Source organism: Erwinia sp. AnSW2-5 (assembly GCF_045107195.1).
GTDB lineage: Bacteria > Pseudomonadota > Gammaproteobacteria > Enterobacterales > Enterobacteriaceae > Erwinia.
The window spans coordinates 1-21939 of the sequence record NZ_JBJGXA010000014.1 but is presented as its reverse complement, the minus strand read 5'-3'; the positions used below and the strand labels follow the sequence as shown (position 1 = coordinate 21939).

Genomic DNA, 21939 nt, shown 5'->3' with positions numbered 1-21939 from the left:
AGCAGTTCCTTTAGTAGGGGCGAGGCATGCCTCGCCCGGATTACAGCGCATCACGACGGCGCCAGAGCAACAGCAGGAAAAACGGCCCGCCTACCAGGGCGATCACAATGCCCGCCGGAATTTGCAGCGGGGCAAATGCCAGCCGCCCGATGGTGTCGGTTACCAGCACCAACAGCGCCCCGATCAGCGCGCTGCCGCTGAGCAGCGCCACCTGGCCGCCACGCAGCAGAAAACGCGCCATATGCGGAGCGATCAGCCCGACAAACCCCAGGCTACCCACGCAGGAGACGCAGGCTGCCGTCAGTAAAACCGGAGCAGCAAAGCGGATCAACGCCAGATGCTGTAGACGCACGCCCAGCCCGCTGGCGGCCTGATTACCGAGCAGCGCCACATCAGACGCACGGGCAGTGAGAAACAGGATCAGCGCACCCGGCAGCGCCCAGCAGGCGGCAACGGCCAGCAGTGACCAGGTGGCGGCGTGCAGGCTGCCCGCCATCCACACCAGCGCCGTCTGCACATCGCGCACGTCGGCGGTGGTCATAAACACTCCGATCCCGGCCGAAAAAGCCCAGGACACGCCGATGCCGATCAGAATAAAACGCGGGCGCGAGAAATCCCGCGCCAGTGCCACCACCAGCAGCGCCACCAGCAGCCCGCCCGCCATCCCCGCCAGCGGACGCCACAGCAGGCCGAGCGACGGGAACAACAGGATCAGCGTCAATACCACGGCGCTGGTGCCCTCTTTCACCCCGATCAGCCCCGGATCGGCCAGCCCGTTGCGGGTAATGGATTGCATCGCGGCCCCCGCCATCCCCAGCATCGCCCCACTCAGGGCGGCCATCAGCAGGCGCGGCAAACGAATATCCCAGACAATGTAGTCCTGCTGTGACGGCAACGACGGTGCAAACAGCGCCCGGCCAATGGCCGATGCCGGGACGGGCAGCGATCCCTGGGTCACGCCGAACATCACCAGCGCCAGCGCCAGCACCGCCAGGATCGCCGCACAGGCCAGCGCACGCGGGCGCACCAGCAGGCTATAGTCGCCCCACTGCCAGCGGCGATAGCCTACCCGTTGCAGCCACATTTTCATTTAAAAAACCTCGACGCGATGCAGATAAACACCGGCGCACCGACCAGCGCGGTCATCACACCGGTTGCCAGTTCCTGAGGCGCAATCAGCGTGCGCGCGGCGATATCCGCCAGCAGCAGCAGCAACGCGCCGCACAGGGCCGACAGCGGGATCGCCAGGCGTATATCGTCGGTGATCAGCCGCCGCACAATATGTGGCACCACCAGGCCAATAAAGCCAATCGGCCCGGCCACCGACACCGCCGCGCCGCACAGCAGCGCGGTGGCAATCAGCCCCAGCAGCCGGGTGCGGGCAATATTCACCCCCAGCCCGCTGGCAATCACATCCCCCAGCGCCAGCACATTCAAACGCGGGGCAATAAACATCGCCAGCACCATTCCCACCGCACCCGGCAGCGCAGCAGCGCGGGTCACCGCCCAGCTTAACCCGGCGAGATCGCCCGCCAGCCAGGTGCGCATTTCCAGCAGCGTTTGTTCATCAAGGATCAGGATCGCCGCCGTGACCGACGAGGCAAAAGAGGAGATCGCCACGCCGCACAGGGTGACTTTCATCGGAGTCAGCCCGCTGCGTCCGGCGGAGGCCAACAGCATCACCAGCGCAAACAACGCGCCCCCGCCCCCGGCCGCAATCAACGGGCGACCCAACAGCCACCCGTCCCACTGACTGCCGAGCGCCGAGGCGATCACCACCGCCAGCGCCGCCCCGGCATTCAGCCCGAGGATATGTGGCTCACCCAGCGGGTTGCGGATCACCGCCTGAAGCAGAACCCCGGCCACACCCAGCACCGCGCCGGTCAGCAGCGCAGCCACCAGCCGCAACAAGCGCAGGTCAACAATCACCTTATGGTCAAAGTTACGCGGGTTAAATTCCAGCAGCGCCTGCAATACCGTGCCGGGGCCGATATAGCGCGCCCCCAGCCCAAGGTGGATCAGCGCACAGCCCAGCAGGGTCAGCAGCAGGATGATCAGTGCCACACCAGAACGGGCGTGGCGACGGCGGACTGCCGCAGCAAAGTCACTCATCCGGCGTGATCACGCGGCGCACGGAACGGCATAAAGAAGGGTTTTCCGGTCAGCGGGTTTACCGACATCTGGACCTCAACATCAAACACCTCTTTGATCAGCGCGGGCGTACAGTGCTCACCTTCGCGGATCACCCCCTGTAATCGTCCCTGACGCAGAAATACCAGCGTATCGGCGTAGTTCACCGCAAAGTTCAGGTCGTGCAGCACCACCACCACGGTGCGGCCATGCAGCCGCGTCAGGTCGTGCAGCAGTTCAAGAATGTCGACCTGATAGCGCAGATCGAGGAAGGTGGTCGGTTCATCCAGCAGGATGGTGGCGGTTTGCTGGGCCAGCGCCATCGCAATCCAGCAGCGCTGGCGCTGGCCGCCGGAGAGACTGTCGACGGGCAGATGGGCAAACTCCAGCGTGCCGGTCAGACGCAGCGCATCGTACACCGCCTCTTCATCTTCGCTTGACCACTGGCGCATGAAATTCTGCCAGGGATAGCGCCCGCGTGACACCAGTTCAAATACGGTTAATCCATCCGGCAACAGCGGCGATTGCGGCAGCATGCCCAGCTGGCGGGCCACCGCTTTAGTGGGCTGATCGTGGATGATTTTACCGTCGAGCCGCACGCAGCCATCGAGGGGCGCCAGCATACGGGCAATGGTGGTCAGTAATGTGGATTTCCCGGAGCCGTTCGCGCCGACCAGTACGGTCATTTTGCCGTGTTCGATGGTCAGGCTGACACCGTCAACAATGATTTTTTTGCCATAACCGGCAGAGAGTCTGTCGAGGACAATACCCTGTTGTGCGGGCGCCGGGAGTGCGCCTGCTGTCTTTTCCACCCGCTGTGGCATCTGCCGCTCCTGCACCGCAACGGCGTAGCAACCGGGCCAGCGCGCGCGTAAGTCTTAAATAAAAATAAATCTCATTCGTTTTCTCGATCATGCGTAGAAAGACTGTAGTAGTCAAGAAATAAAAGGTCGCATACCCACAGCGCAACATCCGCTTATCCGGGGCATCAACAGGCGATTGCAATAAAATTAATGACTATATTTATCAATTAATTAAAAAATAATACCCGCAATACGGATGTGACAATTCATCGGTAATCGGCTTGTGTGTTTTTTTGATGATTTTTGCATTTACTACTACATAACGGCATGTTTGAATGATTCTCAATTACATGTCTGAGCCACGGCGACGGGGTTTAACGGACAGGACTGCGCGTGACGCAACCCATCGGGCAATGAAAACAACACACCACGTCTCATTCAACAGAGAATGAGAAAGCTTGCGGAAAACACAATAAATGACTGAATTATCACCTTCTTTTCTGGGAAAAAAAGGGCGCGTACTGTTTTCAATGCTCTTTATCGGGGTGCTGACAACGCCGGCAGCGATAGCAGCAGACACGCCAGCCAGCAGCGTGAAAAAAAATGATGCCGACAGCAGCGATAACGGCACGCTGACCGTCGAAGCCAACGTGGCCGATGCCGATAAGCCAATGACCTCCGGCTATCAGCCGCTGAATTCTTCCACCGCCACGCTAACCACCATGCCGCTGCTGGATATTCCGCAGGTGGTGAACACCGTCAGCGACCGGGTGATTGAAGATCAGCACGCCACCACGCTGGATGACGTGCTGAACAACGTCAGTAACGTGGTTCAGACCAACACCCTCGGCGGCACTCAGGATGCGTTTGTACGCCGTGGTTTTGGCAGCAACCGTGATGGCTCGGTGATGACCAACGGCCTGAAAACCGTGCTGCCGCGCAGCTTTAACGCCGCGACCGATCGCGTAGAAGTGCTGAAAGGCCCGGCCTCGACGCTGTACGGTATTCTCGACCCTGGCGGCATGATCAATGTGATCACCAAACGCCCGGAAAAAACCTTCGGCGGCTCGATTCAGGCCACCTCCACCAGCTTTGGCGGCGGCACGGGCAGCGTGGATGTCACCGGTCCGATTGACGGCACGAATCTCGCTTACCGCCTGATCGGCTCCTATCAGCATGAAGATTACTGGCGTAACTTCGGCAAAGAGCGCAGTAGCTTTATTGCCCCGTCTCTGACCTGGTTTGGCGATGATGCCACCGTGACCGTCGCTTACTCACACCGCAACTACAGCACGCCGTTCGACCGTGGCACTATTTTCGATTTGAATACCGGCCATGCGGTGAATGTGAGTCGCGAAACCCGTTTCGATGAAGCCTGGAACATCACCGACGGCGAGTCGGATCTGGCGCAGTTGAATACCGAGTACCGCATCAATAACCAGTGGACGGCGAAGTTCGACTACAGCTTCAGCCAGGACAAATACAACGATAACCAGGCGCGCGTGATGGCCTATGATTCCACCACCGGCAACCTGACGCGTCGTGTCGATGCCACGCAGGGATCCACTCAGCGCCAGCACTCTGCGCGCTTCGATTTGCAGGGCGATGTGGTGATCGGCGGTTTCTATAACGAGATCCTCACCGGGCTGTCGTATGAGAACTACGATCTGCTGCGCACCGATATGATCCGCTGTAAGAACGTGAAAGATTTCAATATTTACAGCCCGTCTTACGGCACCACCGGCAAATGCACCACGGTATCGGCCTCCGACAGCGACCAGACCATCCAGCAGGTGAGCTACTCGGGTTACGTGCAGGACTCGCTGTACCTGACCGATAAGTGGATTGCGGTCAGCGCCATGCGTTACACCACCTTTACCGAATATGCCGGTAAGGGCCGCCCGTTCAATGTGAACACCGACAGCCGCGACAGCGCGTGGGTACCGAAATTTGGTCTGGTGTACAAAGCCACGCCGAACGTCTCGTTCTTCGGCAACGTTTCGCGTTCGTTTATGCCGCAGTATTCGATCGCCAGCTACATTGGTGAGCTGCCGCCAGAAACCGCGACCGCTTATGAAGTGGGCGCCAAATTTGACCTGTTCAGCGGCGTGACCGCCAACGTGGCGCTGTTCAATATCGATAAGAGCCACGTGCTGTACACCGATACGGTCAACGGCGAAAGCGTGGCGAAAACCGCCGGGAAAGTGCGTTCGCGTGGGGTAGAAGTGGATGTAGCGGGGGCGCTGACGCAGAACGTCAATGTGATTGCCAGCTACGGCTATACCGATGCCAAAGTGATGGAAGACCCGGATTACCAGGGCAAGATGCTGCCTAACGTGCCGCGTCACACCGGTTCACTGTTCCTGACTTATGACTTCCACAACGTGATTGGCGGCAATACGCTGACCGTTGGCGGCGGGGGCCATGCGGTTAGCCGTCGCTCCGGTAACAACGGCGAAGACTACTCGCTACAGGGCTACGCGGTGGCGGATGCGTTTGCGTCGTATAAGATCAAAACGCAGAACCCGGTGACCTTGCAGGTTAACGTGAAAAACCTGTTCGACAAGACCTACTACACCTCATCTATTGCCACCAACAATCTGTCCAACCAGATTGGCGACCCGCGTGAAGTGCAGTTCACCGTGAAGATGGATTTCTGATAGCGAAAGGGGCGACCGTTGGGTGGTCGCCCCTTTTCAGCAAAAAAGAACATTCAGGGTTCATGCAGGCTTGTGCCTTTTGGGAGGTCACCCTGGATTAAATCATCTAACTTTTTATGGATGTAGTACATCTGTTGGGGATTGTGCTTCGCTGCACCCAGTTCACCAAACATGTCTGCATGGTCAACCATAGTGAGAATGACAAGTACGGGATCGGCCAGCCCTTCACGTGTTTCAAACGTCACCACAAGCAGTGGATCCTGTTCCTCTCTGTCGTCAAGTACCCGGGTATGATGTAAACCGATATACAGCGGAACCAGAGAGCCATCCCCTTTTAAGTGTGACTCTTTTATCCAGCCATAACGAAATTGTTCGTCCTGGGTATAAACCCACACTTCTTGCTGCTTTTCCCAAAGCTGCTGAAGGTCATCAATGTCCTGGAAATAAGACAGGACAACTTCGCTGGTAAAACCATACTCTTCACTGATTTTTTGAAATAATCGGCTAGTCTCAACGCACGAAATTTTTACTTTTCTGGCCATGGCTGCTTCCTTCAACCTGACGTGCTTCGTCTATCCCTAATACGTCTTTCACGAACTGTGCACGGCGCTCCTCATATGAGCTCCCTTCAATGTGCACAGTGCCTGCTTTGCGCGCTTTAACTAACAGGCTTGAAAGATTCTCGGCATTAACGGGGGTATTTTTCATATTGCCTCCTGTTCACTTATCGACCAAGTATATCATAGTGCTGATGGGTTAAAAGAGCCTGCGCTTGAATGGAAGTACAACAAAGAATGGTTACCGCGCGCCGTGGATAACCCCCAGCGCGCTGCCCTTCCCCGCCTTTAACTGGCCATCAAAAACCGTAGCGGATTGCGTCCTTACTCTGCTGCATCAGCCCGTCGATTTTCTCCGAGTAAAGCTCTACACCGTTGCCGTCACCGGCCTGGGAACAGGCGCGTCGCTTTGCGTTGTAAGCCTTCATCAGCTGGGCCTGGGCAAACCCCGGTTTTCCGTAGCTGGCCATACTCTGCTCCCAGCACTGAATGGCACTGTCGCTGTCCTGCTGCGCCATAAACTGCTTACCCAGCTCATTTAACGCCTCCGCACAGGCTTTCGCCGGTAATTCCTGCCGTAAGATCTTGTCAATCGCGTCCATAAAACCTCCTGATAAATTAGTGGAAGAAGTTAAGGATATGGCCGAACACCAGCCCGACGCCGATCACATCGGAGTCGCTGAAGGTCACGTTCTGGAAGCCATACTGGCCGAGCAGCGGCAGTAACAGCGCGGGCAGCAGCGTGATAAACAGCCCGTGGAACACCCCGCCAATCACCGCACCGCGTCGCCCGCCCACGGCGTTAGCAAAGATCCCGGCGGTGCCTCCGGCAAAGAAGTTGGTCAGCATGCCCGGCAGGATCATCGCCAGCCCGACCCACGGGAATAGGAACATGCCGATCACCGCACCTATGGTGGTTGAGATAAAGCCGATGATCACCGCGTTAGGCGCATAGGGGAACAGCACCGGGCAGTCGAGTGCGGGCACCGCATCCGGCACGATGCGCAGCGCAATCCCGCGAAACGCCGGAACAATTTCAGCCAGCAGCAGGCGCACCCCCGCCAGCAGCACATAGACACCCACCACAAACTGGATCGCTTGCAGGAAGGCATAGACCAGATAGTTCACGCCATTAGAGGAAGCAGCCACCACCTCCGGGCCTGCGGCGATCGCCGGGATCAGGTAGATCGGGATCATCACCACCATCATCGACAGATAGGTGTCTTGCAGGAACGACAGCGCCTGCGGCAACTCCACATCTTCGGTGCTTTTGCTGACATCGCCGGTCACTTTTGCCACGCCCGCCTGCACCATATACCCGATGGTGCAGAAGTGGCCGAGGGCAATATCATCACCGCCGGTGATCTTACGCACGATCGGCTGGGCAATCGCGGGCATCAGCACCGCCATCACCCCGGCAATCCCACCACCGATCAGGATCAGCTCCACGCCGCGCATCCCGCCCATATAACCAATCACCGAGCAGACGGTTGCCATCCACAGCGAGGCCTGCCCGGTAAGGAAGATATATTTGTAGCGTGTCAGACGGGCGATCAGGATATTCACCACAAAGGCGACCACCATAATCAGTGCCGTTTCACGCCCGAGGGTTTGCTGCGCGATACCGGCAATGGAACCGACATCGGTCACCACGCCGCGCATATTAAAGCCTTTCTGGAAGATATCGCCGAGGAAGGTTAATGTGGCAACAATAATACTGGCGCCAGACAGCAACACTAAGAAACCCAGCAACGTTTTTAATGTTCCGGTGATCACCTGTCCTGGGCTTTTTCTCAGCGCAATCAGGCCAATCATGGCAATTAACGAGATCAGGATAGACGCCTGCCCCAGAACATCATGGACAATAAAGGTAAGGAAAGACATAGAACTCCCCTGCTTATTGGATTTAATCGGATTTAAAAAAAACACAAATTAAATAAGGTAGCCTTTTTCTTTAAGAATTGGCTCTAATTTTAGTTTTATTTCGTTCTTATCCACCAGGCGCTTAAGATAAATAATGGTGGAACTGATGGTGTAATGCTGAAACTGCGAACGGAAATTTTCGCCGGTCATGATAATATCGGCACGCGATGAGGTCGCGCTGGAAATATCACAGTGAGATAAGTCGGCATCCACACCCAGATCTTTCAGTGCCGCTTCAATACTCATTTCACAGGCAAAACTGCTGCCCAGCCCGGCACCGCATACAGCCAGAATAGATAATTTTTTCATCAGGCATACCTTAATTAAGTGTCTGTAAGTCCGCGACCTCTGACTGCGGGTATGATGACGGGCATCCCAGCCCTGACGGCGGTTCAGAACTGCTGGAGAATGTTCAGTACCGCTGACTTATCCCGTGCCTGCCTTAACTGTTCGACCACGCCGTCCTGGCAAAAAAGCTGCGACAGGCTGGCGATCATTTCAATATGCGAGTGGCTGTCGATAGCGGCCAGTGCAAATATCACATACACCGGATCGTTATCTTCACTGCCAAAGTTCACACCCTCAGAAATAATTAATAAGGAGAGTGCCGTATGATTCACCCCTTCTTCTGGCCGGGCATGGGGCATCGCAATACCTTCGCCCAGAACATAATAGGGACCAATCTGTTCATGCATATCATAAATAGCATTAAGGTATCGGGGTTGTACTGCACCATTATCGATCATCGGTTGCAATGCAATCTCAACGGCTTTACGCCAGTTATCCGTATGCGTTAACAGTTTCAGGTTACTGTCATTAATCCAGTCGGTTAACATACATCATCGCCCTGTTCATTATTCAGCAAGTTAATTCACTATACTTTCCGCAGAATGATAAAAACGTGATCAATATGACTTATTTAATAATAAACTATTAAATATCAGTTAATTAAATCAGAAACCATAGCTTCGCCCTGGTTAATTACACCAGTGGTAACACTCTTTATTTAATACGCCATTCATATTCAGGATTAATCCTGTTTATTTTTGGCAGAGGAGAATAAATTAACTAAGCCTGATTCACGATCTCCTGCGTCCAGTGAATTAACCCGTTGAAGTCAATCTCGCTGCGTTGATCGGCAACCCATACCGGCCCGAGTTGCATCGGTTCGGCGCGATCGGCCAGTTGTTGCAGCTCTGCCACGTATTCCGCTCCCGGATGTCCCGGTAACCGTGCGCCCAGTCTGCTGCTGTAACGCTGCGCGGCCATCTCACCGGGGATCTGGCACCAGATTTCCGCAACGCGATCAATGCCTGCCGCCTCGATAAACCCTGCCAGATCCGCTTTAGGCTGGAAGCCAAACCACGCATCAACAATAAAGGTGTTACCTGCCGGGGCAGCGGCAATAATCGACCAGATCACCTGATAAGCAGCAATACCCAGCTTACGGTTCATCGGGCGGTCAATACCTTCAATCTGACGCATAAACGGTTCTTTAATCTGATCCAGCGTCAGCAGCGGCCAGCCGGTTTCCGTCGCCAGACGGGTGGCGATATGGCTTTTTCCCGAGGCGGGTACGCCGTTCACCATCACCAGGCGTTTACCCTGGGTCCGGGGGGCAGAGTGCTGCAAAACGGGCTGCTCAGGCATGGCTGGTTTTTTCCTCTGGGGTACGGGCATGGAAGTACTTACCTATCACCGCCTGAATTTCACGCAAACGTGGGATCGCCAGCGTTTCCAGTTTTTCACGGGTGATACGATGATCCAGCGAGATGCAGTCTTTCCACAATGCACGCCCGGCAATCACGCCGGAAGCGCCGTTGCTCATGGCATCCGCCACCTGGGTCAGGAAGGTTGTATGATCAACCCCCGCCGAGAGTACGGCCCAGGGCACATCTCCGGCAAGCTCAGTGATATCGGCACAGGCTTTAGCGGATCCAGGATACGGGATCTTCAGCACTTTGGCACCCAGCTCCAGCGACAGTTTGGTGCCCTGATAGATCAGTGACGGCACGCGGCTTTTATAGGCTTCGTCCGGCTCTTCCGGCAGGGGATAGGTGAGGAATTCCACCACCAGTAACAGATCTTCGCGGGCGAAATCTTCGATGCAGTGACGCAAAATATCGAGATTATGTTGATTTGCCTCCGGGCGGTCGGCGCGTAAATAGACCATAATTTTACCGCCGTTAGCCCCCAGTTCGCGCACGCGGCGGGCGCTGATGCCCTCCACCAGACGCGAGTTGCGATAGCCTTCCGGGGTAGTATCGAAACCGGAGGCATCCAGGCCAATCAGCAAGGCGGTATCGCGATTGATAATCCCGTCATCGACCAGATCCGGTACGGCACAGACGGCATCCACCAGCACGCAGGACGCCTGGCTGGCAAGATAGCGGGTGATGTCCGCCTTGATACCACCGAGCTGCCGCTCGGAAATGGCTTTTTGCTGGTCAGGATCGGCGCTTAACAGCGAACGCATCGCACCGCGCTGGTCGCAGGCAATCACCAGCATCGCGCCGTTGCTGCCGCAAATTTGCTGATAACCGCGCAGTTCAGAAGTGGACATGTGTGACATTAGGGTGAACTCCTATACAGATTACAGGGTAAAAAGCCGTCGTAGACGACCCGAAAGTTACCTTTAGCCTGTGTGCACGACGCCGGGCTGTTGCCGGTGAATCTCCAGTCCTGTCAGGGGTTTCAGCCACCTGTGCACGTTGCAATTTTGCGGATGTTGAGCAATAATTCTCCAACCGATGAAGTGAGTGTAATACATTGCAGAAAGGAATTACAACCCTGAAAGAGCCACTTTTACAAGATCCCGCCACCACGCGGGCAATGATGCATATGGTGGCGAAGCTGCACTATCAGTCCGATATGTCGCAGGTCGATATCGCTAAAAAACTGGGCGTGTCCACCGCCACGATCTCGCGTCTGCTGACCAAAGCGCGCGCGGCGGGGATTGTACGGATAGAGGTGATTGAGCTGACGTCCCCTGAGGAGATCACGGCGGATCTGATTGCCCGGCTGGGGTTAAAAACCGCCGCCGTGGTGGAATCTCCGCCCGGCAATGTGCTCAGCGCCCTGAATGCGCCGCTGGCATCGCTGCTTCAGCAGGCCGATCTGGTCAGCGGTTCGGTGGTGGGCATCGGCTGGGGACGGGCGGTACGTGAAGTGACGTTATCCGGCCTGCCGCGCCTGCCGGGGGTGATGACGGTGGCACTTAACGGCGGTATGCAGCAGGCAGCAGCGCATTTTCAGATTAACGAATTTGTGCGCCAGGCCGCAGAACAGATGGAAGGTACGCCGCATTTCCTGCACGCGCCCTATATCTCGTCGCCAGTGCTGCGTGATGCGTTTCTCTGCGATCCGGGCGTGCAGCAAATTACCTCGCTGTGGGACGATCTGGACGTGGCAATCGTCGGCGTCGGCTTGACGCATCATGCGCCCCACCCCAGCGAAACCAGCACCGCCACCCCCGATGAGCAGGCGCTCAGCCATGCGGCAGGCGATGTACTCCGCCACTACGTCACCGAACAGGGGGAAGTGCTGCACTGGGAGGGCGAGCAGCGGATGATTGCGGCATCACCGGACCAGCTTCGTCAGACACCGTTATGCATCGGCGTGGCGGCCACGGCAGAGAAAGCCGCCGGGATTATTGGTGCGGTACGTTCCGGCATGATCAACGCGCTGGTCACCGATATTAAAACCGCGCAGGCCATCCTCGACCGTCTGGTCACCGATCCGCAGTAAATACAAAACTGCCTTTATCCTCAGCGGATAAAGGCAGCTCATTCGCAGTAAAAATAACGCCTTATAAGAAACAACCCAATACGGATTAATTCTCATTCCGCAGTATTAATCCCCTTTATATTCTAATAGGAATGGTTATCATAATCATTTATAAAACAGAACCATTTATATTCACAATGGAATGATTATCACTTACCAATCATACCTTTAGGTGATTTCAATAAAATTAGCCTATGCTATATAAAACGGTTTTTATTTTATCAGTCTGCGTGCATAATGCGCAGAAATCACCTGTTTACTCGTTATACTTCACGTTACAGAAACATTCACTCTGTCCCTGTAACATGAATTATTAAGAGTAATAAATCGCAAAATATAATGTTAAGGAGTCACCATGCTGACTAACGAAATGACCGCTCAGTTGAACGATCAGCTGAATCTGGAATTCTATTCTGCCAACCTGTACCTGCAGATGAGCGCATGGTGCAATGACAAAGGTTTTGAAGGTGCTGCTGCGTTTATGCGTGAGCACTCTGCGGAAGAGATGCAGCACATGCAGCGTCTGTTCAACTACCTGAGCGACACGGGCGCAATGCCGGTTCTGGGCACCATTGAAGCCCCACCGGTGACCTTCAACTCCCTGTACGAAGTGCTGGAGCAGGCTTATCAGCACGAGCAGCTGATCACCGCTAAAATCAACGAACTGGCGCACTCAGCCATGACCACCCAGGACTACTCCACCTTTAACTTCCTGCAGTGGTATGTGTCTGAGCAGCACGAAGAAGAGAAGCTGTTCAAATCTGTACTGGATAAACTGGCACTGGTGGGTAACAGCGGTCAGGCACTGTTCTTCGTCGATAAAGATTTGCAGAAACTGAGTGAGCCAGGCGCGCACCAGGGTTAATGATCGCTCTCCTTGTGAGATAACCGGCCGCCAGCGGCGGGTGATGAAAAAAAGCGAACCCTTTGCGGTTCGCTTTTTTTTTGCCTTACTGAGCCGGTTTCAGGGTCACCCAGTAACCCGGCTGATAATCGATCGGCAGGAAGCGCTGATGGAACTCCCGGAATGTGGCATCCGGGTCGATATCTTTAAACAGCTCAGGATGCAGCCATTTTGCCAGCATCTGAATGGCGACAAACTGATAAGGACTGTCGTAGAACTGATGCCAGATAGCGTGCGCATTGCCGTTGGTAGCCACCGGCAACGTACGGAAGGCCGGACGCGCCATCAGGGCGGTTAACCGCTGGGTCGCCAGCGCCAGATCCGCGCCAGGTCCCACGCCCACCCAGCCACCGGCCGTGTTGTAGTTTTTCCAGTTCGCGCCGGTCACCACCACCACATCCGGGCGTGAAGCGATAATCTGCTCCGGGTTGAGCGTGCCGAAGGTGCCAGGGATCAGCCCTTTAGCAATATTCGTTCCCCCTGCCACTTCCACCATACGGCCGAAGTTCTCGTCGCCGAAGGACATGCAACACTCTTCCGTATAGCCCCCAGCGCGGTCCAGCATCACTTTCGGGCGCGGACCCTGATAGTTCTTCAGGCGATCGATAACGATATCGATCTGCTTCTGGCGGAAAGCGATGATCTCTTCCGCACGTTCCGGTTTACCGACCAGTTGCCCCATAATGCGGATGCTTTTCACCGCGTTCTCAAACGGCTTTTCGCGGAAATCGATAAACACCACCGGAATACCCAGCTTGTTGAGTTTTTCCGTCAGTTTAGATTCATCGGTGGCGGCTTTCGATTCCAGGTTCATCAGCACCAGATCGGGCTTCAGCGTCAGCGCCTGCTCAACGTTAAAAGTGCCATCTTTCGCGCCGCCAAAGGTCGGCAGAGCGGTAATGGACGGGTATTTTTTGGCGTAGATCTGATAGCTGTCAAAATCAGCTTTCGGCAGATCGTCACGCCATCCCACTACACGCTGGAAAGGCGCATCGGTATCAAAGGCCGCCAGCAGATAAATCTGCCGCCCTTCACCGAGGATCACGCGTTTTACTTCAGATTTGATTTCGACCTTACGGCCGCTGACATCTTCCACCACAAACGGTGCAGCCAGCAGACTGGCTGACGCTAGCAAGCCACCCGCCAGGATCACTGCTTTACCCCAGAACGTCATAACACTCTCCACAGAGGAATAATAATTATTCTCAATCTCAATTGAGCTGGGGAATGCTACGACGCGGCCGGGGTTATTACAATATATGTCAGAAAATTTCGCCTGAGGAGGTCGGCCACAGAGGGATCCCCGCAGAAGCGTTGCTCGCTGTGGATGTTAAAACCTCCGCGGCATCTCGATCTGATGTAGGGGGCGATCATCTTTTCCGATCGCCCCGTGCTGATGATGTGCACCCAACGGGCGGACCGAAACAGAAGGGCCGCCCCTACGCGTCCTGAGTTGTTTTCAGTTTGGGTGTCGACATGGACCAGCGTTGCTGGTCAGAAAGTAAAACGGTAGAACTTCGTATCCACCGTCATCACCGGGAAACTCACCGGCAGATCCGTCCGGGGGATGTCTCTGAAGCCGTTTTTCTCGTAAAAACGATGCGCCGCAATAAACTTCGCGGTGGTGCCAAGGAAGATACTGTCCACGCCCCGATGACGCGCAAACATCAGCAGCGTATTGAGCAATGCCGAAGCCACACCCCACTCCCGGCCGCGATACGGTGCGGCGACAAACATCTTACGCAGCGCCGTTTGCTGCTGACCAATATCCTTCAGGCCAATACAGCCCACCACGCGATCGCCAATCTGCGCCAGCCAGAAATCGCCGTTGCCCTGCTGGTAAAAATTCCCGATATCGCTGAGATCCGGCTGCTGCGCTGCCGTAATGGCAATACCGAACTCCTCATTCTGGATCGGCAGGATCAACTGCACAACACCGGGCTGGTATTCAGGTCGGTAGCGCTGGATAGTGACAAGCTCGCTGGGCATCATACGTGGCTCCGCTGGTTTAAGATCGTTCGGCAGGAGTTTAATCTATCGCTTTTACTAATACGTTGGCGAATTAAAAATCGTAGTAAATCGACAACGACGTCACGTTCGGATCATTCGCCGTCGTGGCGGTAAATGTTTGTTCCAGATAGACGGAAAAACCGTAAGCCAGCTGCGTGTAAATCCCCAGATAGCTGTGGTTGGCATGATAATGTTCATTCCCCTGCAAACGCAGCGTATCGACAGCAAAATAGGGCTGAACGCTGTGCAGATAAGGTTTGTTGATCGGGAAGGTGTAACCGGCAAAAGCTTCCAGTCCGTAACCGTGTCGCGCGAAATAGTCGTCGGTACTCTGCGGGGGGACAGCAGGAACATAGTGGCGATACATCGTGGCGGTACTCACCAGATACCAGTTGCCCGGCGTCCAGGTCATCGCGGCGCCGCTAAACGCCTGACGATAATGACGTTGTGTCGCGCCCGCTCCCCGCACCGTCGCGTTGGTCTGATTCCAGCTGGCGCTCATGGTGAGGTCTTTTGCCAGCCGATAATCAAAACCTATTCCGCCACCGCGCTTACGCCGGTAATACTGGCTGTTATCCAGCACCAGCTCATCCTGCGGCAGCAGATAACTCGCATAAAGCGTCAGGTCACCAAAAGTATTTTTATATTTCAGGCTGTTACGCGGCCGCTCCCCCCCATCATAATCCCCCCCGACGCCAATCCAGTTAGCGCTGGCATTGCCATCATTACCCCAGACATCGCTTTTTCCCCCGATGGTGTCGTAATAAACGCTGTACTGGTGGCCAAAGGTCAGCGTGCCGTAGCGATCATCTTTAATGCCGCCAAACAGCTTACGCTGCCGATCCCAGCTCCGGTCATGATCGTAATGGTGTTTCAGGCCCAGCGCATGGGCGGTATCCACGCCCAGCGAGTAGAAACCGATGATTGACGTGCCGGGCCTGAGCAGGTAATCCGCACTGAAACGAAAGCGTGTACCGCCGTCATGCCCGGCGTGATTATCCTCCCCCCTATGCCAGATAAACTCCGGGCGAACACTGCCGCTGACGCCCAGGCTCAGCGGGGCTAACCACGGATCTGTGAGGGTGTTTTTTTCCAGCACGGTGATGGTCGCACTGGCCGAAGATGAAACCACAACCAGCATCACGACCGCCAATGCCTTCCCTGTTTTTTGCATCCTGAATATCACCTTATCGCCCCACCAAACCACAGCCAGCCGTTCTGCCAGGCGATATCATCAATAAATGATGTTTTTTCCTCGTGCGTTTTAGTGGGATGTGCGGTGTTTAATTCTCTTTTTGTGAGTCACCGCAATAAAGACGAAATAAGCGCGCCAGCTCGGCCCCCATCGGCGTCAACGTGCTGTCCTTCCGCTGGATTAAATAGAACGTGGCATTGGGCAGCACCTCTTTAATATTCAGCGCCACCAGCTGGTTGCCGAGGATCGGATCGCCAATCACATCGCTGGAGAGAATACTGACAAAATCACTCTGCGCGATCAGGCTGGTACAGGCCATAAAGGTTTCACAGGTGACGCTGATCGCCGGGGCCATGCCCATATCGTGCAGCAGATCATGCAGCAGACGATAGTAGCTGCCGCGTGGCGTTGGCATCGTCCAGTCGCAGTGCTGCAATTCCGCCAGCGATTGAACGTGCTCGCACGGGTGCCCTTTGCGCACCACCACGCGATACTCGCGCTCCATCAGCCGTTCATAGCTCAGCTCGCTGTCCAGATGGCCGGGATAAGACGTGTTGATGGTGAAATCCAGCTCGCCCTGCCGCAGCTCAGGGATCATCGAAACCAGTTGCCCCTCCACAATGCGGATCTTCACATTCGGAAACTGGCGACGAAACTGGGTGATCACCTGCGGCATCAGCGTGCGGGCAATACTGCCGCCTACACCGATATTCACCGTGCCACCGGCCAGCCCCAGCCGCTGCTGAATGTCCTCCTGCGCAACGCGCAGCTCTTCAATCACCAGGCTCGCATGCTGGAAAAAGTTATCACCAATATCGGTGAGTGCCACGCCCTGGCTGCGCCGGATAAACAGCCGGGCACCGAGCACCTCTTCCAGCTCCTGAATCGATTTAGTCAGCGCGGGCTGTGACAATCCGGCGACGCGGCTGGCAGCGCGAATGCTGCCGTGACGGGCAACGTCAACAAAGGCGCGTAGCTGGTGCAACTTGATGGAGGCAGGCATAGGTTTTCCTTATGTGATAACCATTGGTTATCAGTCATAAGATATTGGCATCTTCTGCCGCCAGATTCCATTGTGTAGAACAGAAAGTGATAACACTGAAATCATGATGCCCAATCAGAAGGATGAACCATGCACCAGGCTATTGCTGACTTTGTGAAAGAGATTGCGCCACGTCTTCAGGAGCGGCGACGTGACCTGCATAAATTTGCCGAATCCGGCTGGCTGGAGTTCCGCACCGCCACCCTTGTGGCGGCTGAACTGCATCGCCTTGGCTATCAGCTCCAGCTGGGTAAAGAGGTGGTGAAGGCCGACGCGCGCATGGGCCTGCCTGCGCCAGAGGTGCTGGCACAGCACGAACAGCGCGCGCTGGAACAGGGTGCGCTGCCCGAGTGGCTGCCGCACTTCTCCGGCGGATTCTGCGCGATTGTCGCCACGCTGGCGACCGGCCGTCCCGGCCCGGTGATGGCATTCCGCGTGGATATGGATGCGCTGGACGTGATTGAAAATCAGACCGCAGAGCACCGCCCGCACGCTGAGGGCTTTGGCTCCGTTAATGCGGGCATGATGCACGCCTGCGGCCACGACGGTCACACCACTATTGGCCTGGGCCTGGCGCAGGTGCTGAAGCAGTTCGAAGCCGAACTGAGCGGCACCATTAAGCTGATTTTCCAGCCCGCTGAGGAAGGCACGCGCGGCGCAAAATCGATGGTCGAAGCAGGCGTGGTTGATGACGTCGACTTCTTTACCGCCATCCATATCGGCACCGGCGTTCCGGCGGGTGAACTGGTGTGCGGCAGCGATAACTTTATGGCGACCACCAAGCTCGACGTCAGCTTCCGTGGTAATGCCGCCCATGCAGGCGCACGCCCCGAAGAGGGCAGCAACGCGCTGCTGGCTGCCGCGCAGGCCACGCTGGGGCTGCACACACTGACTCAGCACAGCGGCGGCAGCGCCCGCGTTAACGTCGGCGTCTTGCAGGCGGGCACCGGGCGTAACGTCGTCGCTGACCGCGCGATGATGAAGGTGGAAACCCGTGGCGCAACCAATGAAATCAACGACTTTATCTACCAGCGTGCGTTACAAGTCCTGAAAGGGGCGGCAGAAATGTACGGCGTGGCGCATCAGGTCACGCTGATGGGCGCAGCGCGCAGCAGCCAGCCCACCGCGCCGTGGGTGCGTTATATCCGCCACCAGGCGCGGCACATTCCTGAACTGACCTCGCGAGTCGACAAGCGCGGCGTAGCGGCCGGATCGGAAGATGCCACCTACATGATGGAGCGCGTCAAGCAGCACGGCGGGCAGGCCTCCTACATCATTTTCGGCACTGAACTGAGTGCCGGGCACCATAACGAAAAATTCGACTTCAACGAGCAGGTGATAGCCGTGGCGGTGAAAACCCTCGCAGCGATTGCGCTCAATATTGCTGAATTCGAGCCGGAGGCGTGATGAACCAGGCAATGAATGACTTTGTGGCGCACTACATCGACCAGCATCAGGCGCGCTTCAGTGCGTTAAGCGATGCCATCTGGGACCAGCCGGAAACGCGCTTTAGCGAAACCTTCGCCGCCGGGCTGCTTGCCGGGGCGCTGGAGCAGGAAGGGTTCCGCATTCAACAGGCGGCGGGCGGCATTGAGACGGCGTTTATCGCCAGCTACGGCAGCGGCCAGCCGGTGATCGCCCTGCTGGGGGAATATGACGCGCTGGCCGGGCTGAGCCAGCAGGCGGGATGCAGCACGCGCACGCCGCTGGTCACGGACGGCAATGGCCACGGCTGCGGCCACAATCTGCTGGGCACCGCGGCGCTGGCGGCGGCCTGTGCGGTAAAAGCCTGGCTGCAACAACACGGTAGCGCGGGCACCCTCCGCTTTTACGGCTGCCCCGGCGAAGAAGGCGGTTCCGGTAAAACCTTTATGGTGCGTGAAGGGCTGTTCGACGACGTGGATGCCGCGCTGACCTGGCACCCGGAGGGGTTCAGCGGCATGTTTAATACCGCCACCCTTGCCAATATCCAGGCGGCGTTTCACTTCAGCGGCGTCGCCGCTCACGCGGCCAATGCCCCGCACCTCGGACGCAGCGCGCTGGATGCCGTCACCCTGATGAACACTGGCGCTAACTTCCTGCGCGAACACATTATTCCTGAAGCGCGGCTGCACTATGCGGTGACCAACAGCGGGGGCAGCTCCCCGAATGTCGTGCAGGCCGAAGCGGAAGTGCTGTATCTGGTGCGGGCGCCGCAGCTTGATCAGCTGGAAGATATTTACCAGCGGGTGAGCGATATTGCCCGTGGCGCCGCGCTGATGACCGGCACGCAAATGCGCGTGCGCTTTGAAAAAGCCTGCTCCAACTATCAACCCAACCGGGTGCTGGAACAGCTGATGTACCGCCAGCTCACCCACTTCGGATTGCCCGATTACACCTCCGAAGAACGCCAGTTTGCCAGCGAGATCCGCCAGACGCTGACCGCCGACGATCTGCGTAACGCCCGGCTGAATGCCGCGCGTACCGGGGGCGCAGCAGGTCACGCCTGGGCAGAGGAACTGGGCGATCGCGTGCTGACGGAGAGCGTTGCGCCTTATTGCGCCAGCGATGAAGTGCTGTACGGCTCCACCGACGTCGGCGATGTCAGCTGGGTAGCCCCCACCGCACAGTGCTTTACCCCCTGCTTCGCCTTCGGCACCGCGCTGCACAGCTGGCAGCTCGTGGCCCAGGGCCGCACCCCGATTGCCCATAAAGGCATGTGTCTTGCAGGTAAAACCCTGGCGGCAACCGCGCTGGCGTTATTCAGCGACGCCGATGTCCTGGATCAGGCGCAGCAGGAATTCCGTCAGCAGCGGGCCAGACAGCCTTACCACTGCCCTATTCCGCCAGGGGTTACACCCACGCCGCTGGCGTAACGATATTCGACGTTCCCGGAGGCCTGGCTCGATCCCGGCCCCGTTAAAAAAATAACACGCAAACAACACCATAACGACGACAAGGCAATAGGGTTAATCAATGAGCGAGACAACAGCAGCGAACAAAAGCCCCGGAAAGATCTTTCACTGGATTGAACGTATCGGCAACAAAATACCCAATCCGTTTCTGTTATTTGTTTATCTGATCGCGGTGCTGATGATATCCACCGCGCTGCTCTCCTGGTTCGGCGTGGCGGTGAAAAACCCGGCCAGCGGCAAAATGGTCGAGGTCAAAAACCTGTTGAGCGTGGCGGGGATCCAGTGGATCCTGCCGAATATCATTAAAAACTTCAGCGGCTTTGCCCCGCTGGGTTCGATCCTCGCGCTGATGATCGGTGCCGGGCTGGCAGAACGGACCGGGCTGTTGCAGGCGCTGATGAATAAGATGGCGTCGTTTGTCAGCGCCCGCTACGCCAGCTATATGGTGCTGTTTATCGCCTTCTTCAGCCATATCTCGTCGGATGCCGCGCTGGTGGTGATGCCGCCGCTGGGCGCTCTGATGTTTATTGCCGTCGGTCGCCATCCGGTCGCCGGGCTGCTCGCCGCGATTGCCGGGGTGGCTTCCGGCTTTACCGCCAACCTGCTGATTGTGACTACCGATGTGCTGCTCTCGGGCATCAGCAGCGAGGCGGCCAAAGCGGTGAGCGATACCGTTCACGTCAGCGTGATCGATAACTGGTTCTTTATGGCCAGCTCGGTGATAGTGCTGACCTTCGCAGGTGGATTGCTGACGGATAAATTTGTGGAGCCGCGCCTGCCCGCCTGGCAGGGCAGCAGCGAAGAGAAGCTCGCCAGCCTGACGCCGTTGCAGAACCGTGGTCTGCTGATGAGCGCGCTGGCTGCGGTGGTGTTTATCGGTCTGGTGGCGCTGATGGTGGTGCCGGAAGGGGCAATGCTGCGCAATCCGGGCAGCGGCTCGATCATCCCGTCGCCGTTTATTCAGGGCATCGTGCCGCTGATTATTCTGTTCTTCTTTGTGGTGGCGATTACCTACGGCGTGGCAACCAAGCAGATCACCCGCCCGGACGATGTGCCTGCCCTGCTGATTGAACCGATGAAAAGCATGGCCGGATTTATCGTGATGGTGTTCCCCCTCGCCCAGTTTGTGGCGATGTTTAACTGGAGCAACATGGGCACGTTTATGGCGGTGGGGCTGACGGATGTGCTGGAACAGATGTCGATGACCGGGGCGCCGGCGTTTATCGGGCTGATGTTCCTGTCGGCGTTTCTCTGCATGTTTATCGCCAGCGGTTCGGCTATCTGGTCGATCCTCGCGCCGATTTTCGTGCCGATGTTTATGCTGCTCGGCTTTCACCCGGCTTTCGCCCAGATGATTTTCCGCATCGCCGACTCCGCCGTCCTCCCGCTGTCGCCAATGTCGCCGTTCCTGCCGCTGTTCCTCGGTTTCTTGCAGCGCTACCGTAAAGACGCCCAGCTCGGCACCTATTACACGCTGATTATGCCGTATCCGCTGGTGTTTTTTGCCGTGTGGATTGTGCTGCTGCTGGCGTGGTATGCGCTGGGTCTGCCGATTGGGCCGGGGGTGTATCCGGCGCTGCCGTAAGGGGATGCATGCGGGTGTAGGGGGTGACCTTCTTTTTCGGTCACCCCGAAAGGTCAGGTCAACGTCTTAAGATCAACGTCTTAAGATCAACGTCTTAAGGTCAACGTCTTAAGGTCAACGTCTTAAGGTCAACGTTAAGGGCGTTTCGCTTTCCCGCTGCGCGGGCGAAGCGACAAGGGGCAGCCAGTCGCCGCTGCCCCTTGACCCCGGGCTTGCGGCAGGCGCATCGCCCGCTTACAGCGGGTTCCCTCAGTCTATCGGCTTTCCGGCCGGACCGGTTGTGACGGGACATCCCTGTCCCGGCACGCCCTCTCGCCAACGTCCTGTTGGCTCGTCCTGGAAATCCGCTCTCCTTCGGCGAGGCTTAATTGCCGCTCAAAGGTCAATACCAAAAGAAAAATCAAAGGCATACCAAAAAACAAACCAGACACAAAAGCGCCTTTTTGGCCA

The 21939-nt window shown here is 56.7% G+C and carries 22 protein-coding genes; 6 read left to right on the top strand and 16 right to left on the bottom strand.

Annotated features, from left to right (window positions below; all coding sequences use genetic code 11):
- Positions 1-40 precede the first annotated feature (40 nt).
- The 3 genes from ACFL9S_RS12270 to ACFL9S_RS12260 are packed head-to-tail and all read right to left on the bottom strand — an operon-like array spanning position 41 to position 2954.
- On the bottom strand, positions 41-1090 hold the full coding sequence (locus ACFL9S_RS12270; RefSeq protein ID WP_405262189.1) for a FecCD family ABC transporter permease: 1050 nt from the start codon (positions 1088-1090) through the stop codon (positions 41-43).
- The gene (locus tag ACFL9S_RS12265) at positions 1087-2112 is read right to left on the bottom strand and encodes a FecCD family ABC transporter permease (protein WP_405262188.1); all 1026 of its coding nucleotides are present in this window, start codon (positions 2110-2112) and stop codon (positions 1087-1089) included. Before ACFL9S_RS12265 ends, ACFL9S_RS12270 begins: the two co-directional genes overlap by 4 nt.
- The gene (locus ACFL9S_RS12260; RefSeq protein WP_405262187.1) at positions 2109-2954 is read right to left on the bottom strand and encodes an ABC transporter ATP-binding protein; all 846 of its coding nucleotides are present in this window, start codon (positions 2952-2954) and stop codon (positions 2109-2111) included. Before ACFL9S_RS12260 ends, ACFL9S_RS12265 begins: the two co-directional genes overlap by 4 nt.
- A 455-nt stretch (positions 2955-3409) precedes the next feature.
- On the opposite strand from ACFL9S_RS12260, the gene ACFL9S_RS12255 reads away from it, so the two are divergent.
- A complete protein-coding gene (locus ACFL9S_RS12255) occupies positions 3410-5593 on the top strand; it encodes a TonB-dependent siderophore receptor (RefSeq protein ID WP_405262186.1) in 2184 nt (727 codons plus the stop codon).
- A gap of 53 nt (positions 5594-5646) precedes the next feature.
- Here ACFL9S_RS12255 and ACFL9S_RS12250 read toward each other — a convergent pair whose 3' ends face one another.
- From ACFL9S_RS12250 to ACFL9S_RS12215, 8 genes are all read right to left on the bottom strand, one after another.
- Positions 5647-6135: a hypothetical protein gene (locus tag ACFL9S_RS12250; protein ID WP_405262185.1), complete on the bottom strand. Its 489-nt coding sequence runs from the start codon at positions 6133-6135 to the stop codon at positions 5647-5649.
- Positions 6104-6301: a hypothetical protein gene (locus ACFL9S_RS12245; RefSeq protein WP_405262184.1), complete on the bottom strand. Its 198-nt coding sequence runs from the start codon at positions 6299-6301 to the stop codon at positions 6104-6106. The genes ACFL9S_RS12250 and ACFL9S_RS12245 overlap by 32 nt, the downstream gene beginning before the upstream one ends.
- Before the next feature lie 148 nt (positions 6302-6449).
- The gene (locus ACFL9S_RS12240) at positions 6450-6752 is read right to left on the bottom strand and encodes a hypothetical protein (RefSeq protein ID WP_405262183.1); all 303 of its coding nucleotides are present in this window, start codon (positions 6750-6752) and stop codon (positions 6450-6452) included.
- Between the two features lie 16 nt (positions 6753-6768).
- Complete coding sequence (locus ACFL9S_RS12235) at positions 6769-8034, bottom strand: PTS sugar transporter subunit IIC (protein ID WP_405262182.1); 1266 nt, start codon at positions 8032-8034, stop codon at positions 6769-6771.
- Between the two features lie 48 nt (positions 8035-8082).
- Positions 8083-8382 carry a PTS sugar transporter subunit IIB gene (locus tag ACFL9S_RS12230; RefSeq protein WP_405262181.1) on the bottom strand — a complete coding sequence of 100 codons (300 nt, stop codon included), beginning with the start codon at positions 8380-8382 and terminating at the stop codon, positions 8083-8085.
- A gap of 83 nt (positions 8383-8465) precedes the next feature.
- Entirely contained in the window at positions 8466-8909 is a 444-nt protein-coding gene (locus ACFL9S_RS12225) for a PTS sugar transporter subunit IIA (RefSeq protein WP_133843704.1), read from the bottom strand.
- Positions 8910-9141: 232 nt separating this feature from the next.
- Complete coding sequence (locus ACFL9S_RS12220; RefSeq protein WP_405262180.1) at positions 9142-9723, bottom strand: AAA family ATPase; 582 nt, start codon at positions 9721-9723, stop codon at positions 9142-9144.
- On the bottom strand, positions 9716-10645 hold the full coding sequence (locus ACFL9S_RS12215; protein WP_405262179.1) for a tagatose-bisphosphate aldolase: 930 nt from the start codon (positions 10643-10645) through the stop codon (positions 9716-9718). The genes ACFL9S_RS12220 and ACFL9S_RS12215 overlap by 8 nt, the downstream gene beginning before the upstream one ends.
- 197 nt (positions 10646-10842) lie before the next feature.
- On the opposite strand from ACFL9S_RS12215, the gene ACFL9S_RS12210 reads away from it, so the two are divergent.
- Positions 10843-11820, top strand: coding sequence for a sugar-binding transcriptional regulator (locus tag ACFL9S_RS12210; RefSeq protein ID WP_405262178.1), 978 nt, complete (start codon positions 10843-10845; stop codon positions 11818-11820).
- 394 nt (positions 11821-12214) lie between these two features.
- A complete protein-coding gene (gene ftnA / locus ACFL9S_RS12205; RefSeq protein ID WP_405262177.1) occupies positions 12215-12724 on the top strand; it encodes a non-heme ferritin in 510 nt (169 codons plus the stop codon).
- 85 nt (positions 12725-12809) lie between these two features.
- Here ftnA and ACFL9S_RS12200 read toward each other — a convergent pair whose 3' ends face one another.
- From ACFL9S_RS12200 to ACFL9S_RS12185, 4 genes are all read right to left on the bottom strand, one after another.
- Positions 12810-13937 (bottom strand): ABC transporter substrate-binding protein, encoded by a 1128-nt coding sequence (locus ACFL9S_RS12200; protein WP_405262176.1) that lies wholly within the window; start codon positions 13935-13937, stop codon positions 12810-12812.
- A gap of 320 nt (positions 13938-14257) precedes the next feature.
- On the bottom strand, positions 14258-14755 hold the full coding sequence (locus tag ACFL9S_RS12195) for a GNAT family N-acetyltransferase (RefSeq protein WP_405262175.1): 498 nt from the start codon (positions 14753-14755) through the stop codon (positions 14258-14260).
- A 70-nt stretch (positions 14756-14825) separates the two neighbouring features.
- Complete coding sequence (locus tag ACFL9S_RS12190) at positions 14826-15947, bottom strand: porin (RefSeq protein WP_405262174.1); 1122 nt, start codon at positions 15945-15947, stop codon at positions 14826-14828.
- 109 nt (positions 15948-16056) lie between these two features.
- Entirely contained in the window at positions 16057-16971 is a 915-nt protein-coding gene (locus ACFL9S_RS12185) for a LysR family transcriptional regulator (protein ID WP_405262173.1), read from the bottom strand.
- A gap of 129 nt (positions 16972-17100) precedes the next feature.
- On the opposite strand from ACFL9S_RS12185, the gene ACFL9S_RS12180 reads away from it, so the two are divergent.
- The 3 genes from ACFL9S_RS12180 (at position 17101) to abgT (ending at position 21489) form a co-directional block, all read left to right on the top strand.
- Positions 17101-18417 (top strand): amidohydrolase, encoded by a 1317-nt coding sequence (locus tag ACFL9S_RS12180; RefSeq protein ID WP_405262172.1) that lies wholly within the window; start codon positions 17101-17103, stop codon positions 18415-18417.
- Positions 18417-19865: a M20 family metallopeptidase gene (locus ACFL9S_RS12175; protein WP_405262171.1), complete on the top strand. Its 1449-nt coding sequence runs from the start codon at positions 18417-18419 to the stop codon at positions 19863-19865. The genes ACFL9S_RS12180 and ACFL9S_RS12175 overlap by 1 nt, the downstream gene beginning before the upstream one ends.
- A gap of 100 nt (positions 19866-19965) precedes the next feature.
- Positions 19966-21489 carry a p-aminobenzoyl-glutamate transporter gene (gene abgT / locus ACFL9S_RS12170; RefSeq protein WP_405262170.1) on the top strand — a complete coding sequence of 508 codons (1524 nt, stop codon included), beginning with the start codon at positions 19966-19968 and terminating at the stop codon, positions 21487-21489.
- Between the two features lie 254 nt (positions 21490-21743).
- Here abgT and ACFL9S_RS12165 read toward each other — a convergent pair.
- A partial coding sequence (locus ACFL9S_RS12165; protein ID WP_405262169.1) for a hypothetical protein occupies positions 21744-21939 on the bottom strand: 196 nt, incomplete at its 5' end.